This window comes from Pseudomonas sp. GW821-FHT02H06 (assembly GCF_059421525.1).
This window is the reverse complement of sequence record NZ_JBWKVD010000022.1, coordinates 65326-81216: the sequence shown is the minus strand read 5'-3', so window position 1 is coordinate 81216 and position 15891 is coordinate 65326. Positions and strand designations below refer to the sequence as shown.

Genomic DNA, 15891 nt, shown 5'->3' with positions numbered 1-15891 from the left:
CTTGGTTACTTGGGGCTTTATCAAGTAACTCGCCGAAGGCGAAACAGTCTGCCCCCAGGCAGACGCTCTTGATCTTCTCTCAGCCGCACCACGCAATCGGGCGAGATTGAGTCTAAGGCGCGCGCGCGCCTTTGACGTACTCAACAAACCTCATCACCGCCGGGGCCTTTTCGTGGCGTCGGTGGATCAGCGACAACGACGAGCTTGGCTGGCAATCCTCAATCCGCCGATACACCACATTCGGCAGACGAATGTGATCCACCACCGACTCCGGCACCACCGCCACACCCTGACCAAGACTCACCAGCGCAATCACCGACACCAGCCCGCCCGGCTGCGGACCCAGGGTCGGCGCGAAACCGCCGTGGGCCGCCACCTCCAGCGTGCCGGAAATCTGCTCAGGCAGGATGAACGTCTCGTTCTGCAGGTTCACCGCATTGACGACCTTCATCTTGCACAGCCACGAACTGTCCGGCAGCGCCAGGGCAAACCCCTCCGTCAGCAACTGCACGCCGCTCAAGGAATCGGGCAGCTGCATGGGAGAGCGGATGAAACCCACGTCCAGCCGACCCTCTTCGATCAGCCGCGGCAGCGTCGGCATCAGGTGCTCGTTGATGCTGAATTCGACGTCGGCGTAGCGCTCACGAAACTGGCTGACGTGGCGCTGCAATACCCCGGAAAACACCGCTGAGGCGACGTAGCCCAACTCGATCCTGCCGGCCTCGCCACGGCCGGCGCGCTGGACGTTGTACTGCGCGGTTTCAAATTGACGCACGGCCAGTTCGGCCTCGATCTGCAGCGCGCGCCCCGCTTCCGTCAGCCTCACCTCCCGCTGTTCCCGCAGAAACAGTCGGGTACCCAGCGCGTTCTCCAGATCCTGAATCTGCCGTGTCAGCGTGGGCGGCGCGATGCCCAGTTGCTCGGCGGCGCGCGTGAAATGCCGATGGCGGGCAACGGCCAGAAAGTAGCGAAAGTGACGGATTTCCATGGAGCGTTACCTGAGAGGTAATGAAAAAGCGAGGAGCGGGTAAAAGAGCATAGGGCATATCCCCTTACTCTGTTCAGGCGACGAACCCTTTCATATCGACCTGCGTTAGTCAGCACCTAACAGCGTCCGGAGCCTCCACATATGTCTCGACCCAGCCCCCGCATGACCCTGCTCACGGCCTCCGGCGTGTGCGCGTTGATCGTGCTCGACACCAACATTGTCGCGGTCACCCTGCCGAGCATCGCGCGTGATCTGGGCGTCGGTTTTGCCGACATCGAGTGGGTGGTCAGCGCCTACATGCTGGCCTTCGCCGCGCTGCTGCTGCCAGCGGGCAGCCTGGCCGATCGCTTTGGCCGCAAGCGCATGCTGATCACAGGGCTGGTGCTGTTCATCCTGGCATCGCTGGGTTGTGGCGCGGCGCCGAACATTCTGTTCCTCGACATTGCCCGGGCGATCAAGGGCGTCGGCGCGGCGCTGCTGCTCACCTCGGCGCTGGCGACCATCGGCCACGTTTTCCACGACGAAGCCGAGCGTGCCAAGGCCTGGGCGTTCTGGGGCGCGTGCATGGGCGTGGCCATGACCGCCGCCCCTACAATCGGCGGGTTGATTGCCGAGCTGATCGGCTGGCGCTGGATTTTCTACCTCAACCTGCCCGTGGGTCTTGGGCTGCTGGTGATGGTCATGCGTAACATCCAAGAGTCACGCAACGAGCAGTCGGCGCCTCTGGATCCCTGGGGCAGCCTGTTTTTCAGCGCCAGCCTGCTGAGCCTGATCTGGGGCCTGATCGAAGCCAACCGAATCGGCTGGGACCACCCGCTCACGTCCATGCGCCTGGCAGCGGGGGCGGTGCTGCTCGTGCTGTTCGTCATCGCCGAGCGCCTGCAGCGTCGGCCGATGGTCGATTTGCAGCTGTTCAACTACCCGCGCTTCATCGGCGCCCTGCTCGGCATGTTCGCCTACGCCGGCTGCGCCCAGGTGATGATGACGTTGCTGCCGTTTTACCTGCAAAACGGCTTGGGCTTCAGCGCCATTGATTCGGGGCTGGGGATGCTGCCGTTCGCGATCACCATGCTGCTGTTGCCGCGCTTCGGGCCGACGCTGTCACGGCACCTGTCGCCGGCGGCCATGATGGCGCTGGGCCTGACCCTTGTGGGCGTCGGCAACCTGCTGTGCGCCTGGGCCACCGGGATTGGCGGCTACCCGGCGTTCGCGGCGGCGATGGCGGTGACCGGTGCGGGCGCAGGCTTGCTCAACGGTGACACGCAAAAAAACATCATGGCCTGCGTGCCCCGCGAACGCACCGGCATGGCGTCGGGGATGAGCACGACCATGCGGTTCAGCGCGATCATGCTGGCGATCGGCGTCTACGGCGCGCTACTCGCCAGTCACACCCTTGGGTCGCTGCAGGACAAGCTCGGGACCGTCGCGCCCAACCTCCTTGATCAGGCCGAACACATCGCCTCACGGGTGGTGGCCGGCGACATGACCGCTGCGCTGCAAACCGTCGATGCCAGCGCGCGGGGAATGATTCAGCCGCTGGCCCGGGACGCCTTTGTCTCGGGCTTCGGCTCGGTGTTGTGGGTTGCGGGCCTGATCGCGCTGTTCGCGGCGGCGCTGGTAGGCACGCTGATGCGCAAGCCCATTCCGCTGATGCACCTGAAAACCGCCTGATCGAGGCGACCGCTCAAGCGAATCTTCAGCGGGCTGCGAGGGCCCACACCCGGGCTATATCCCGGGCGCGGTCGTGGAGCAACGTCGCGGCGTTGGCGCAGGCGAACTCCAGCGTCATCGGCCCGCTGGTCACGGCGAAGGCGGCGCTGATGCCGTGGGCATACAGGTGGGCGTAGCCCTCCCCCAGTGTCCCGGCCAACACGATCACCGGCACGTTGTTGCGTTGAGCCATCCGGGCGACGCCGAAAGGGGTTTTGCCGCGCAGGGTCTGGGCGTCGAAACGGCCTTCGCCGGTGATCACCAGGTCGGCGCCCTCCAGTGCGTCGGCCAGTCCGGTCAGGTCGGCGACCACCTCCACACCGGGACGGAACGACGCGTTCAAATAGGCCTTGGCCGCGAAGCCCACGCCCCCTGCCGCGCCGCTTCCAGGGTATTCGCTGTCGTCGCGGCCCAATGCCTGAGCCGAGTGCTTGGCGAAATGCCCAAGGGCTGCGTCCAGCGCCAGCACCTGCTCAGGGGAGGCGCCCTTCTGCGGGCCGAAGATGTGCGACGCGCCTTGCACGCCGCACAGGGGATTGTTGACGTCGGCGGCGACCTCGAACTGCACGCTGTTCAAGCGCGGGTCGAGCCCGGTCAGGTCGATGCCCGCCAGGTGCGCGAGGGCCAGGCCGCCGGGAGCGAGGGGTCTATCGTTGTGATCGAGAAAGCGCGCACCCAGCGCCGACAGCATGCCGGTGCCGGCATCATTGGTCGCGCTGCCGCCGATGGCCAGAATCACGCGCTCGGCGCCAGCATCCAGGGCGGCCTTGATCAGCTCGCCAGTGCCAAACGTGCTGGTGATGGTCGCGTCGCGCTGGTCCAGGCTTAACAGTTGCAGACCGCTGGCCATGGCCATTTCGATGATCGCCGTGCGCGTGTCCGCCAGCCAGCCCCACTGCGCCTGCACGGGCTGCGCAAGCGGTCCGCTGACCTGATTGCTCATCCACTCACCGTCGCACGCCGCCAAGACCGCTTCGATGGTGCCCTCGCCGCCATCAGCCATCGGGCACTCGACCAGTTCGGCGTCAGGCCAGACGTCGATGAGCCCGGCAGCGATGGCGTGGGCGACACCTTGGGCGCTGAGGCTGTCTTTGAACGAGTCCGGGGCGATGACGATTTTCATGTTGTTCTCCTTGTCTGATGGCCGATCTTCGCACCCTGAAGCGACTTTACCGCCTTACGCTTGCACAACAGGTGGCTCGCTCGGTTGTTCATACGAACAACGCTGCGACAGCGCCTTAGTTGACCACCATCTGCGCGCCGAGATAAAGGCGCAGCAGGTCCTCAGTCCGATAGGGATCGCAGCCGGTCAGTTCGGCGATTTTCTCCAGCCGGTAGCGCAGGCTGTTGCGATGGATGCCCAGTGCGTCAGCGCAGGCCTGGCTCTCGCCGCTGTAGTCGAACCAGGCGCGCAGGGTGTCGAGCAACTGCGGGTTATCGAGCAGGCGCTTGATCGGCTCGGCGATGCCTTCGGCCAACCAGTCGTGGCGGTTGCGCCAGAACAGCAGCGCGACGCGATGGCTGGCCAGCCGCAGCAGTTTGACGGTCGGCCGCAAGTGGCGCGCGTAATCGAGCAGGTCGCGGGCGGCGGTGCAGGCGGCGCGCAGGGAGGCCAGGTCCGCCGAGGGTTCGACGGTCGCCATGCGTTGCACGGGCCAGCCTTGTTCGGCGAAAAGCGCCAGCAGCAAGGCGTCGTCGCGGTCCTTGCCCACCGCGCGGCACCAGTAGATCAAACCTGGCTCGCACGGCAGGCACCAGCTGTTGGCGTAACGCCCCAACAGCCACGCACTCATCGCACCGGCATAGGTCGCGCCTTCAGGCAGCTCGAGCAACACTGCCTGGCGGGGCAACTGCGGCTGCAAACCAAACTGTTCAGCTTCGGCGACCAGATGGGCAGCGCTGTCGCCGAGCAATATCCGCGACAGCAAGTCTTCACTGCGCTGATGCCGCCATTGCTGATCGGCCTGCTGGCGTCGATGCTCCATGAGCATCTCGGCGGTCATCTTCACCAGCTCCGCGTAGACCCGCACGTCATCGGGCTCGCCGGTGATGCCGAGCACGCCGATCAGTTTCTGATCCAGCATCAGCGGCAGATTCACCCCTGGGCGCACGCCGTCGAGCTGTCGGGCGGTGTGCGAATCGATCTCCACCACGCGGCTGTTGGCGAGGACCAGCTGCGCCCCTTCATGCCGGGTGTACAACCGCTCGGCCTCGCCGCTGCCAATGATGATCCCCAGGTAATCCATGACGTTGACGTTGCACGGCAAAATCGCCATCGCCCGGTCGACGATGTCCTGGGCCAGGGCGTGGTCAAGGGCGAACATGAGGGGTGTCTGCGCAGCAAAGGAGTTGAGGGTTCATACACATCAGGTCTTGTTTTTGTGGGTGGTGGGAGTCTGCCTGAATCTTGGTCCAGGCGCGATTGGCCGCTAGCATGGGATTTCAACTATAAGTAATATCCACGCCAGACTTATGGAAGTCTTATAAGGACGCCAAAGCATGGTTGATCGGATAACAACGATGAGCGCACCTACTAATAACATCCAGATCATCAACGGCCCCGACGGCAAACCCGCCTTCGTGGTCATCCCCTATGAAGAGTACGTCAGCCAGCACGGTGGGGAAGATCTGATCCCCCACGAAGTCGTCAGCCGGATTGTCGACGGCTCAACGCCAATTCGGGCGTGGCGCGAGTATCTGGATCTGACCCAGGAGCTTGTCGCCGGACGACTCGGTATCTCCCAACCCGCCTACGCCCAGCAGGAATCGGTGGCGCGTCCCCGCAAGCAGACTCGAGAAAGAATCGCCCAGGCGTTCGGCATCCGGCCCGATCAACTGGACATCTGAACACGCGAGAACTCAATTTGGCCCTGCACCGTCTCACCCTCCTCCTTTCCGCCCTGACCCTTCAGGCCTGCGCCTCCACCGAGGTGCCCCTGGGGCAGGCGAGTTTTGCCGAATATCGCCAGCAGACCATCGCCTGGATGGAGCAGAACCGGACCTTTCAGACGCCTGATCCCCCGGCCGAGATCGAGTGGAACGCACCTCGGGAATGGCGGCCCAAAGCGCCAGCCACGCGGGGGATTTTATTGGTCCATGGCCTCGGCGACTCGCCGTGGTCGTTCAATGACGTCGGCGAGGCGCTCGCGGCGCAGGGGTTTCTGGTGCGCACGGTGTTGCTGCCGGGGCACGGCAGCAAGCCGGCGGACATGCTGGATGTGACGCTCAGACAGTGGCAGCAAGTGGTGCGGGAGCAGACGCAGATTCTTGAGCGGGAGGTGCCGACGGTGTATCTGGGCGGGTTTTCCACCGGTGCGAACCTGGTGCTGGATTACGCGTACAAGCACCCGAATATCGCCGGTCTGGTGCTGTTCTCTCCGGCGTTTAAACCTGCGAACACCTACGCCTGGGTCACTCAATACATCGGCTGGTTTCGCCCCTGGCTGGCGAAACCGGATGATGGCGTGCGCCCGATGCAGACGCCGGTCCGCTACCTGAACGTGCCCACCAACGGTTTCGCCCAGTTCTACCGCAGCGCGCTGTTGGCCCAAAAGCACCTCGACAAAGGGGCCTACGACAAGCCGGTGTTCGTCGCCATTACCGAGCACGACTCGGTGCTGGATACCGGTTACGTGCTGGACAGCTTCAACGCGCGCTTCACCCATCCGCTCAGCCGGCTGATCTGGTACGGCAACGACCCGGCTGCGGCGCAGAAAAACCCGAAGGTGCGGGTGCGCAGCGATCTCCTGCCGGAATACCGCATCGCCCAGTTCTCGCACATGGGGTTGATGTTCTCACCTGCAAACCCGTTGTACGGGGTGAATGGCCGTCAGCGGATCTGCTGGAACGGCCAGTCATCCGCCGACATGCAGAAATGCCTGAATGGCGAGCCGGTGTGGTATTCGGATTGGGGCCATCGTGAACAGGGCAAAGCCTTCGCGCGGCTGACGTTCAATCCGTATTTCGAGTGGCAGTCGGGGGTGATGATGGAGGTTCTGGCGCACCCATAATGGGACCGCGCACGCAGTAGGACCGGCTTCAGCCGGGAAGAGGCCCGTATGAGCAACACACATTTAGCGGTGTGACACCCGACGCCTTCCCGGCTAAAGCCAGTCCTACAGGAAGACCGCGTTCAAATAGTGGGACCGGCTTTAGCCGGGAAGAGGCCAGTGAGAGCAACACACATCTCGCGGTGTGACACCCGACGCCTTCCCGGCTAAAGCCGGTCCCACTATTGGCCGCGGTCACTTTCACTTACTGCATTCCCATCAATCCCGCGCCATCACTCAACCGGCGCCAGCCGCTCGCGACTATTGCTCAGGTGAGTCCACATTGCGGCGCGGGCGGCGTCGGGGTCCTGGCGGCGGATGGCGGCGAGGATGGCTTCGTGTTCGAGGTTGGCCAGATACGCACTATGGGTGAGGCTCGCCCCGGCCCGTTCGCTGGTGGCGATGCGGCTGCGCGGGATAACGGCGATGCCGAGGTTCTGCAGGATCTCCACGAAATACGGATTGCCGGTGGCCTCGGCGATCAGCAGATGAAAGCGCCGGTCCGCTTCGACGCAACTGTCTTCCTTGGCCAGCAGGTCCTGATAATCATCCAGCGCGGCGCGCATTGCCGTCAGCTGTGCCTGACTGCGGCGTTGCGCGGCCAGGGCGACGGCCTGGGTTTCCAGGCCCATGCGCAGTTCGATGATGTGCCGCACGCTGAACGCGGTTTCCACCTTCAGATGCAGCCCGCTCTGCTCCGAACGCGCGAGCACGTAAGTGCCTTTGCCCTGATGGGTCTCAACCAGCCCGGACGCCTGCAATTTGGAAATCGCTTCGCGCACGACGGTGCGGCTCACGCCATGCTCGCGGACGATTTCGCTCTCCGACGGCAACTTTGCACCCGGCGCAATGGTGCCCATCAAAATTCGCTGGCTCAGGTCGGTGACCAGGTCCGTCGCCAGGCTGTGTTGGCGACGCTTGGGTGGCAAGGGTCCGGTGCTGTTCAAAAAGAAGTTGTCCTATAAGTGCTGAAAAGAACGGCGGCCCGCGAGAGCCTGCCATCCACTTGTATTCTCCTGACCACCCGCGCTCGTTGCACGCACTCAACCACTCGCCGGAAACTCATCGAGACACGGCCAGGACCCTTGAAAACAGAGCCAAACAGCAGCGCACAGCAACTCATCCAACTTGTCAGACAGGCGAGCCTAGCCCGACGAAATACTTCTCGCAACCCCCGCAAATCCGGTTGCCAGCGCGATCATTACTTGTATGATGACTGGCAACAGGGCTACACACCTTGTCACACACAACGTGCTTGACCACCCGCATAAAAATAATCAGTGGGAGTTACCAGAGTGAACACATCCTCAACACGGGCGGATGACGCCTCCGATTCCGTCCTGCAATCGGCGGTCTCGAAAGTCAAACGACACATCCTGCCGCTGTTCGTCATCATGTTCATCGTCAACTACATCGACCGGGTCAACATCGGCTTCGTGCGTAGTCACATGGAACATGACTTGGGTATCGGTGCGGCCGCCTACGGCTTCGGTGCCGGCCTGTTCTTCATCGCGTATGCGATGTTCGAAGTCCCCTCCAACATCCTCCTGCAGAAAGTCGGCGCGCGCATCTGGCTGACCCGCATCATGCTGACCTGGGGCATCGTCGCCGCCTGCATGGCGTTCATTCAGACCGAAACCCACTTCTACATCCTGCGCTTTCTGCTGGGCGTGGCCGAAGCCGGGTTCTTCCCGGGCGTGATCTACTACTTCACCCGTTGGTTGCCCGGCGTCGAGCGTGGCAAGGCCATCGCCATCTTCCTCAGCGGCTCGGCCTTCGCGTCGGTGATCTCCGGCCCGCTCTCCGGCCTGCTGCTGCAGATCGACGCGCTGGGCTACCACGGCTGGCAGTGGATGTACTTCATCGAAGGCATGTTCTCCGTCGGCCTGTGCTTCTTCGTCTGGTTCTGGCTCGACTCCAAACCCCACGACGCCAAATGGCTGACCGAGGCCGAGAAGGACGCGCTGGTCAACACCATCGACGCTGAACAGAAGGCTCGCGAAGCGGCCAACCCGGTCAAGCTGTCCATCGGCAAGCTGCTCAAGGACCCGCAGATCATCCTGTTCTGCCTGATGTACTTCTTCATCCAGCTGACCATCTACGCGGCGACGTTCTGGCTGCCGAGCATCATCAAGAAGATGGGCGACCTCACCGACTTCCAGGTCGGCCTGTTCAACTCGATCCCGTGGTTCATCGCCATCGTCTGCATGTACGGCTTCGCCTCGCTGTCGGCCAAGTGGAAGCACCAACAGGCGTGGGTGGCCGTCGCGTTGTTGATCGCGGCAGCGGGGATGTTCATGTCGACCACGGGCGGTCCGGTGTTTGCCTTTGTTGCGATCTGCTTCGCGGCGATGGGCTTCAAGTCGGCGTCGTCGCTGTTCTGGCCGATCCCCCAGGGCTATCTGGATGCGCGGATCGCCGCGGGGGTCATCGCGCTGATCAACTCCGTGGGCAACCTGGGCGGTTTCGTTGCACCGACCACCTTCGGCATCCTCGAACAGCAGACCGGTTCGATCCAGGGCGGCCTGTATGGCCTGACTGTCACCTCGATCATCGCCGCGATTCTGGTGTTCACCGTGCGCACGACGCCCAAGCCCGGCGCGGTGCCGGTGGCCAAGGTCGACGTGACGCCCAGCCACACCTGAGCCAGGCGCTCCAAGCGCTGAACTCGACGTTCTGAACCCTTTAAAGAAAGCGCCACGACGCGCCCGGTATTACCAAGGATTTAGCGATGAACACACAGACTTCCGGCAGCACCCCCGTCATCACCGACATGCAGGTCATTCCGGTGGCTGGCCACGATGACATGCTGCTCAACCTCAGCGGCGCCCACGGCCCGTATTTCACCCGCAACATCGTTATCCTCAAGGACAACGCCGGCCACACCGGGGTGGGTGAGATCCCCGGCGGCGAGAAAATCCGCCAGACCCTCGAAGACGCCCGGTCCCTGGTGGTCGGCAGCAGCATCGGCAACTACCAGAAGATCCTCAACGACGTACGCCGCACCTTTTCCGAGCGCGATGCCGGCGGTCGCGGCCTGCAGACCTTCGACCTGCGCATCACCATCCACGCGGTGACCGGCATCGAAGCGGCGGTGCTGGATTTGCTCGGTCAGCACCTTGAAGTGCCGGTCGCCGCACTGCTCGGCGAAGGACAGCAGCGTGATGAAGTGAAGATGCTGGGCTACCTGTTTTACGTCGGCGACCAGACGAAAACCAACCTGCCCTATCGCACCGAAGCCGATGCCGACAACGCGTGGTTTCGCGTTCGTCACGAAGAAGCACTGACCCCGGAAGCGGTGGTGCGTCTGGCCGAGGCGGCTTATGCGCAATACGGTTTCGAGGACTTCAAACTCAAGGGCGGCGTGCTCAGCGGCGATGCGGAAATCGAAGCCGTCACGGCACTGGCCGAACGCTTCCCGAAAGCGCGCATTACCCTCGACCCGAACGGCGCCTGGTCGCTGAAAGAAGCGGTGCGTCTGTGCCGCGATCAGCACAAAGTGCTGGCCTATGCCGAAGACCCGTGTGGCGCCGAGAACGGTTACTCGGGCCGCGAAGTCATGGCTGAATTCCGTCGCGCCACCGGCCTGCGCACCGCCACCAACATGATCGCCACCGACTGGCGCGAAATGGGTCATGCCATCCAGCTTCAATCGGTGGACATCCCCCTGGCCGACCCGCACTTCTGGACCATGCAGGGTTCGGTGCGCGTCGCGCAGATGTGCAACGAATGGGGCCTGACCTGGGGTTCGCACTCCAATAACCACTTCGATATTTCCCTGGCGATGTTCACCCACGCCGCCGCCGCTGCGCCAGGCAACATCACCGCCATCGACACCCACTGGATCTGGCAGGACGGCCAGCGCCTGACCAAGGCACCGCTGCAGATCGTCGGCGGCAACGTGCAGGTGCCGAAGAAGCCCGGGCTGGGTGTCGAGATCGACATGGACCAGGTGGCCAAGGCCCACGAGCTGTACAAAGGCATGGGCCTTGGTGCGCGGGATGACAGCGTCGCCATGCAATTCCTGGTGCCGAACTGGACGTTCAACAACAAGCAGCCGTGTCTGGTGCGCTGATCGACTGACCCGAGCCGGTCTTACCGCGGCTGAACAGCGGCGACCGGACAGAATCACCTAAATTGCCAAATGGCGACCGGCGCGTAACCCCTTGCGCGCCGTTTTTCTTCATCATCTCCCATAGCGGCCGCGTGCTACTGTTCGCGCATCTCACTGCCGTGAAGTCCTCCATGTCCCGCCTTGCCAAGACCCACCCCCGCCTGACCATTGCCACCCTCGTCGGCGTCGCTGCCGGTATCGCCAGTGCGTTCATCGCCCCGGATATTTCAGTGATCAGCAAATGCCTGATCGGCTGGAACGTCGCCGGCTGGCTGTACATGGCGATGATCATGCGCCGCACCTTCAAATCCAGCGCGGATGACGTGCGCCGGGTCGCGGAAATCGAGGACGAGAACGCCGGCGTGGTCCTGTTCGTCGTCTGCGTGGCGGCGATTGCCAGCCTGGCGGCGATCATCCTGGAGCTGGCCGGCATTCAGGACATGAAGGACGCCGACAAGGCGCTGCATTACGCCTTCACCGGCTTCACCATCCTTGGCTCATGGCTGCTGATCGGCGTGGTCTTCAGCCTGCACTACGCCCGGGTGTTCTACACCTGGCGCGGCGACAAGCCGGCGCTGCGCTTTGCCGATGGCGAGGAGAACCCGGACTACTGGGATTTTCTGTATTTCTCCTTCACCTTGAGCGTCGCCGTGCAGACTTCCGACGTCGGCGTCGCCACCCGCGGCCTGCGCAAAGTGGTGCTGGCGCAGTCGCTGATCGGCTTTGTGTTCAACACCTCGATTCTGGGGTTCTCGATCAACATCGCGGCGGGGTTGTTTAACTGACATTTAGCGCAGGTACTGGCATCTTCGCGAGCAAGCTCGCTCCCACAGGATCCGGGTTGACTCGGATCTGTGCCACGCCGGTCGCTCCCACAAAGAAGCCCATTCCAAGCGGTTTCGGGCTTCCAGAGCCGTGCAGGCAGGCGTACTGTGAGCGCCACAAAATCCAACATCGCTGCTGAACGAGGCCTCGCTCAATGACTCAGGATTCCGGGTGGAAGATTGCCGTACTCGACGACTGGCAATCGGTCGCTGAAAACGTTGTGGACTGGACCGTATTGAAGCCGATCGGCGAGGTCAGTTTTCTGCATGACTACCCGGCCGAAACTGATGCCATGGTCGCCCGCCTCAAGGACTTCCAGATCCTCTGCGTGATGCGCGAGCGCACGGTTTTCGATGACGCCCTGCTCAGTCAGCTACCCAACCTGAAACTGCTGGTCACCGGCGGCATGCGCAACGCGGCGCTGGACCTGAAGGCCGCCGCACGCCTGGGCATCACCGTGGTTGGCACCGACAGCTACAAGTACGCGGCGCCGGAACTGGCCTGGGCGCTGATCATGGGCGTCACCCGCAACCTGGTCGCCGAAGCCAATTCCCTGCGCGCGGGCGACTGGCAGATCGGCATCGGCAGCGACCTGTATGGCAAGACCCTGGGCATCGTCGGCCTGGGCAGCATCGGCCAGAAGATCGCCCGCTACGGCAAGGCCTTCGACATGAAAGTCATTGCCTGGAGCGAGAACCTCACGGCCGAACGCGCCGCCGAGCATGGCGTGACGTACGTCAGCAAACAGGCACTGTTCGAGCAATCGGACGTGGTCTCGGTGAATCTGGTGCTCAGCGAGCGCAGCCGAGGGCTGGTCGACGCCGATTCGCTAAACCGGATGAAGCCGACGGCGTATCTGGTGAACACCGCCCGCGGGCCGATCGTCGACGAAGACGCGCTGGTCGAGGTGCTCAGGCAGAAGAAAATCGCCGGCGCCGCGCTGGACGTCTACAGCGTCGAGCCGTTGCCGGCCGATCATCCGTTCCGCACGCTGTCCAACGTCCTGGCCACGCCTCACGTGGGTTACGTCACTGAAAACAACTACCGGATGTTCTTCAGCCAGATGATCGAGGACATTCAGGCCTGGCACGCTGGCGCGCCGATCCGGGTGTTTGCCTGACCGCGCTCTTCACTCATCGCCTCAAGATCCAGCCTCAAGACTCACTGCATCAAGGACTCAGATGATGACCACGCCGCTTTCCCGATTGCCCTCCGACCCCCGCGCCGCGTTGCTGGTGATCGACATGCAATACGACTTCATGCCCGGCGGCGCGCTGGCCGTGGCCGAAGGCGATGCGCTGGTGCCGCTGATCAACCGCCTCGGCGCGCAGTTTCGCAATGTGGTCATGGCCCAGGACTGGCACCCGCGCGGGCATGTGTCGTTTGCGTCCAGCCATGCCGGGCGAGCGCCATTTGAAAGCATCACCCTGCCCTACGGCGCGCAGACGCTGTGGCCCGATCACTGCGTGCAAGGCAGCCACGGCGCTGCATTGCATGCGGATCTGAATATCACCCACGCGCAGTTGATCCTGCGCAAGGGCTGCAACGCCGGCATCGACAGCTATTCCGCGTTCGTCGAAGCCGACCGCACGACGCGCACCGGGCTGGCCGGGTATCTGAGCGAGCGTGGTATCGACAGCGTGTTCGTGGTCGGTCTGGCCTTGGATTTCTGCGTGGCCTGGACCGCGCTGGACGCCCGGGCGGCGGGTTTCAACACCTGGGTGATCGCCGACGCGTGCAAGGCCATCGACCTGAATGGCTCGCTGGACCAGGCCTGGAAAGACATGGCCCTGGCGGGCGTCAACCGGATCGACAGCGCAGAGCTCACTGAATAAACACACAGCCCCCTGTGGGAGTGAGGTTGTTCACGAAGAGGCCGGGACATTCAGCCACTTTCTCCGGCGGCTGAAAGTCAGTCTTCGCGAGCAAGCTCGCTCCCACGCGATGGTGGTGCGCCTCGGAATCTCAGGTTGCTGCAGGACTTGTGGGAGTGAGCTTGCTCGCGAAGAGGCCGGGACGGTCAGCCACTTTCTCCGGCGGCCGAAAGTCAGTCTTCGCGAGCAAGGTGGAGCGCCACCCCGGTCACTCCCACGGGATAGTGGACTGACTCATATTTCGGCCAGTTCGGAGGACCTGTGGGAGTGAGCTTGCTCGCGAAGAGGCCGGGACATTCAGCCACTTTCTCTGGCGGCTGAAAGTCAGTTTTCGCGAGCAAGGTGGAGCGCCACCCCGGTCACTCCCACGGGATAGTGGACTGACTCAATATTTAGGCCAGTTCGGAGGACCTGTGGGAGTGAGCTTGCTCGCGAAGAGGCCGGGACATTCAGCCACTTTCTTTGGCGGCTGAAAGTCAGTCTTCGCGAGCAAGGTGGAGCGCCACCCCGGTCACTCCCACGGGATAGTGGACTGACTCAATATTTCGGCCAGTTCGGAGGACCTGTGGGTGTCCGCATCCGCAGGCAGCTCCTACAGCAATACGCCTCAATCCTGCCCCAACGCAAAGCGCTTCAACCCTTCCCCCTCCATCCGGTAACGCACCCACTCATCCTGGGGCTCGGCGCCGATTGATTTGTAGAAGTCGATCGCCGGCTGGTTCCAGTCCAGCACGCTCCACTCCAGACGACCACAGCCGCTGTCATGGGCGATCCGGGCTAGATGGCGCAGCAGTTTCTTGCCGGCACCGGCGCCCCGATGCGCTGCGGACACGTACAGATCCTCAAGGTACAGGCCCTTGCGGCCCAGCCAGGTGGAATAGCTCAGGAAGTACACGGCGAAACCAATGGGCTGGCCGTCCAGCAGGCAGATCAGCGCCTTGGCCGGCGAAGCTTCGTCGAACAGACTTTGCTCAATGTCAGCAACGCTGGCCTTGACCTCGTGCTCGGCTTTTTCGTAGATCGCCAGCTCGGTGATGAAGCCCAGGATGACGGCGGCGTCGTCACGGGTGGCATCGCGGATGTGAAGGCTCAAAGGGGGGCTCCCGGGTCAGTGAAAAGGCTGCCGCCGTTGGCGAACGACGGGTGACGGATTGTGTCTCAAGCAGCAGCGCCGCGCAGCAAGCACGTGCACGCCAGCCGCCGCCTCCCTCGAACATCGAAAGCAGAATGCTCTGCCCAAGAGCACTGAATCATCCAAAGGATCGCCATGGAACACGAACCAGACGGCAAGACCCCCGGCCTCACGGCGGAAGAAGAACGCGACATCGACGAAAACCAGCCGCCCCGCGCCGCCGTCCTCCACGAAACGATCCGCATGCAGGGCGATCAGGAACTGGAGCGCAACGTCGCCGCGCTGTTCTGGTCGGCCCTCGCGGCCGGGCTGACCATGGGCCTGTCGCTGATGGCGATGGGCTTGTTGAACTCTCGCCTGCCCGATGCCGAAGGCTTCAAAGTTATCGCCAGCTTCGGCTACTGCGCAGGCTTTCTGGCGGTGATCCTCGCCCGTCAGCAGCTGTTCACCGAAAACACCCTGACCGCCGTGCTGCCGGTGATGAGCAAGCCGACGCTGAAAAACGTCGTCCGCCTGTTGCGGCTGTGGACCGTGGTGCTGGTAGGTAACCTGTGCGGCACGCTGTTGGTGGCCTACGTCATGCTGCACCTGCCGATCTTCGACACCAAGACCGACCAGGCTTTCCTCGAAATCGGCCGCAAGGTGATGGAGAACGACAGCGGGCAGATGTTCGCCAAGGGCATTATCTCCGGCTGGATGATCGCCACCATGGTGTGGATGATCCCGTCCATGGAATCGGCCAAGGTCGCCATCATCGTGATGATCACCTACCTGATGGCCCTGGGGGATTTCACCCACATCGTGGTCGGCTCGGCGGAAGTCTCGTATCTGGTGTTCGCCGGCGAGCTGCCATGGAAGGATTTCTGGCTGACATTCGCAGGCCCGACGCTGGGTGGCAACATCATCGGCGGCAGCTTCATCTTCGCGTTGATCAGCCATGCGCAGATCCGCAGCGAAGGCGAAACGCCGGACAAGAAAGGCCAGAAGAAAGCGCTGGACGAAAAGCTGAAGCAAGAACTGCGTCAGCCCAAAGCTGAATCCGATCGGAAAGGCGCTTGAAGCGGTAGGAAATGTGACAGTGACCGTTGTGCCTGGGTCTGACACTGGTCATGTGGGGGTGACCGGTGTACCTGAGTCTGACACAGGTCATGTGGGAGTGAGCTTGCTCACGAAGGCGTCGGACCTGACAGTCAAGGGTC

General features: G+C 62.9%; 14 protein-coding genes. 9 read left to right on the top strand and 5 right to left on the bottom strand.

Features of this window, described 5'->3' with window-relative positions; all coding sequences use genetic code 11:
* Positions 1 to 112 precede the first annotated feature (112 nt).
* A complete protein-coding gene (locus tag AC07VF_RS24720) occupies positions 113 to 988 on the bottom strand; it encodes a LysR family transcriptional regulator (RefSeq protein ID WP_495009866.1) in 876 nt (291 codons plus the stop codon).
* A 141-nt stretch (positions 989 to 1129) separates the two neighbouring features.
* Between AC07VF_RS24720 and AC07VF_RS24715 the strand changes: the two genes are divergently transcribed.
* On the top strand, positions 1130 to 2659 hold the full coding sequence (locus AC07VF_RS24715; protein ID WP_495009865.1) for an MFS transporter: 1530 nt from the start codon (positions 1130 to 1132) through the stop codon (positions 2657 to 2659).
* Between the two features lie 25 nt (positions 2660 to 2684).
* Here AC07VF_RS24715 and AC07VF_RS24710 read toward each other — a convergent pair whose 3' ends face one another.
* A complete protein-coding gene (locus AC07VF_RS24710) occupies positions 2685 to 3821 on the bottom strand; it encodes a glycerate kinase (RefSeq protein ID WP_495009864.1) in 1137 nt (378 codons plus the stop codon).
* Positions 3822 to 3936: 115 nt separating this feature from the next.
* Entirely contained in the window at positions 3937 to 5022 is a 1086-nt protein-coding gene (locus tag AC07VF_RS24705; RefSeq protein WP_495009863.1) for a CdaR family transcriptional regulator, read from the bottom strand.
* Positions 5023 to 5218: 196 nt separating this feature from the next.
* Here AC07VF_RS24705 and AC07VF_RS24700 point away from each other — a divergent pair, with 196 nt between their 5' ends.
* Both AC07VF_RS24700 and AC07VF_RS24695 read left to right on the top strand, forming a co-directional pair.
* Positions 5219 to 5545 carry a helix-turn-helix domain-containing protein gene (locus tag AC07VF_RS24700; RefSeq protein WP_192172350.1) on the top strand — a complete coding sequence of 109 codons (327 nt, stop codon included), beginning with the start codon at positions 5219 to 5221 and terminating at the stop codon, positions 5543 to 5545.
* A gap of 17 nt (positions 5546 to 5562) precedes the next feature.
* Positions 5563 to 6708, top strand: coding sequence for an alpha/beta hydrolase (locus AC07VF_RS24695; protein ID WP_495009862.1), 1146 nt, complete (start codon positions 5563 to 5565; stop codon positions 6706 to 6708).
* A 272-nt stretch (positions 6709 to 6980) separates the two neighbouring features.
* Here the strand turns inward: AC07VF_RS24695 and AC07VF_RS24690 are convergent, their stop codons facing one another.
* Positions 6981 to 7694 carry a FadR/GntR family transcriptional regulator gene (locus tag AC07VF_RS24690; RefSeq protein WP_065988595.1) on the bottom strand — a complete coding sequence of 238 codons (714 nt, stop codon included), beginning with the start codon at positions 7692 to 7694 and terminating at the stop codon, positions 6981 to 6983.
* 348 nt (positions 7695 to 8042) lie between these two features.
* On the opposite strand from AC07VF_RS24690, the gene AC07VF_RS24685 reads away from it, so the two are divergent.
* From AC07VF_RS24685 to pncA, 5 genes are all read left to right on the top strand, one after another.
* A complete protein-coding gene (locus tag AC07VF_RS24685) occupies positions 8043 to 9392 on the top strand; it encodes an MFS transporter (protein ID WP_192172347.1) in 1350 nt (449 codons plus the stop codon).
* Between the two features lie 86 nt (positions 9393 to 9478).
* Positions 9479 to 10822, top strand: coding sequence for a glucarate dehydratase (gene gudD / locus AC07VF_RS24680; RefSeq protein ID WP_495009861.1), 1344 nt, complete (start codon positions 9479 to 9481; stop codon positions 10820 to 10822).
* A gap of 170 nt (positions 10823 to 10992) precedes the next feature.
* Entirely contained in the window at positions 10993 to 11646 is a 654-nt protein-coding gene (locus tag AC07VF_RS24675; protein WP_192172345.1) for a DUF1345 domain-containing protein, read from the top strand.
* Between the two features lie 194 nt (positions 11647 to 11840).
* Entirely contained in the window at positions 11841 to 12806 is a 966-nt protein-coding gene (locus AC07VF_RS24670; RefSeq protein ID WP_495009860.1) for a D-2-hydroxyacid dehydrogenase family protein, read from the top strand.
* 64 nt (positions 12807 to 12870) lie between these two features.
* On the top strand, positions 12871 to 13521 hold the full coding sequence (pncA, locus tag AC07VF_RS24665) for a bifunctional nicotinamidase/pyrazinamidase (protein WP_192172343.1): 651 nt from the start codon (positions 12871 to 12873) through the stop codon (positions 13519 to 13521).
* A 646-nt stretch (positions 13522 to 14167) separates the two neighbouring features.
* On the opposite strand, the gene AC07VF_RS24660 is transcribed toward pncA, so the two are convergent.
* Positions 14168 to 14653: a GNAT family N-acetyltransferase gene (locus AC07VF_RS24660; RefSeq protein ID WP_463582161.1), complete on the bottom strand. Its 486-nt coding sequence runs from the start codon at positions 14651 to 14653 to the stop codon at positions 14168 to 14170.
* Between the two features lie 174 nt (positions 14654 to 14827).
* On the opposite strand from AC07VF_RS24660, the gene AC07VF_RS24655 reads away from it, so the two are divergent.
* On the top strand, positions 14828 to 15751 hold the full coding sequence (locus tag AC07VF_RS24655) for a formate/nitrite transporter family protein (RefSeq protein ID WP_192172341.1): 924 nt from the start codon (positions 14828 to 14830) through the stop codon (positions 15749 to 15751).
* The last annotated feature ends 140 nt before the right edge of the window (positions 15752 to 15891 follow it).